Here is a 1,081-nt window from a genome sequence, read left to right as displayed (position 1 = left end):
TCTCAAAAAATAGTTGCAGTACCGGAATAAAATCCTAACATCTTTTTTGTCATCTCAAAAACCTTTAAATTATCCAACTAAAAATACAAATCTTTGTTACCATGTAAGCGTGATACAAAGAGTTCTACAGTTTCGAGCACTAATTAAAGTAGTCTTTCATAGGAAAATTTATAATTGCACTTGGTATAGACCATTACTTAATGCTATAATGAAATTGTTAAAATTAGTAAGGAGACTAGAAAATGTCATATTATATTCATGCTAAGAAGTTCTTTTTAAAAAACACAACTGAAAACGGTGGCTATCTAGAAGTTACTGATGACGGTAAGTTTGGTAAATTCTTTACTGCTGATGAAAAGAAGCCAGAAGGCAAAATTGTTGATTACTCAGACAAGTTTATTGCCCCAGGTCTTGTTGATACACATATTCACGGTCTTGTTGGCCATGATGTTATGGATGACGACTTTGAAAAGTTGAACGAAATGTCAGAAGGTTTGCTTAAAGCTGGTGTAACTTCATGGTTACCAACAACTTTGACAGCTTCACACGATCAACTAAAACATATCTGTCAAACAATCGGTGACAACTACAAGAAAGCCACTGGTGCTAAGATTCAAGGTATTCACTTTGAAGGACCTTTCTATACAGAAAAACACAAGGGTGCCCAAAACCCTAAGTACTTCAGAGATCCTGATGCTGAAGAATTCGAAGACTGGCAAGAAGCTGCTCACGGTATGATTAAGAAGATTTCTATCGCTCCTGAAAGAAAGGGTGCCCCAGAATTCGTAAAAGCTGTTGCTTCTGATGACGTTGCTGTTTACTTAGGTCACAGTGATGCTACATTTGAACAAGCTAAAGCCTGTGTTGAAGCTGGTGCTACAGGATTTACACACACATACAATGGTATGAGTGGTTTGAACCACAGAATGCCTGGTATGGTTGGTGCAGCTCTTTCAATGCACTTAGTTGATGACGAATTAATCTGTGATGGACACCACGTTAACCCATTTGCAGCAAGAATCGTTGTTGAAAAGAAGGGTGCAGAACACGTTGCCCTAATTACTGACTGTATGCGTGCTGG

At 37.9% G+C, this 1,081-nt stretch carries 1 protein-coding gene; it reads left to right on the top strand.

Translation table 11 applies throughout. The features are described 5' to 3' along the window. Positions 1-242: 242 nt before the first annotated feature. The coding region (gene nagA / locus FD31_RS13760; RefSeq protein ID WP_057893331.1) for an N-acetylglucosamine-6-phosphate deacetylase at positions 243-1,081 on the top strand (839 nt) is incomplete at its 3' end.

Origin of the sequence: Companilactobacillus nantensis DSM 16982, from assembly GCF_001435815.1 — a bacterium.
Classification (GTDB): domain Bacteria; phylum Bacillota; class Bacilli; order Lactobacillales; family Lactobacillaceae; genus Companilactobacillus; species Companilactobacillus nantensis.
This window is presented reverse-complemented; position numbering and strand designations above follow the sequence as displayed.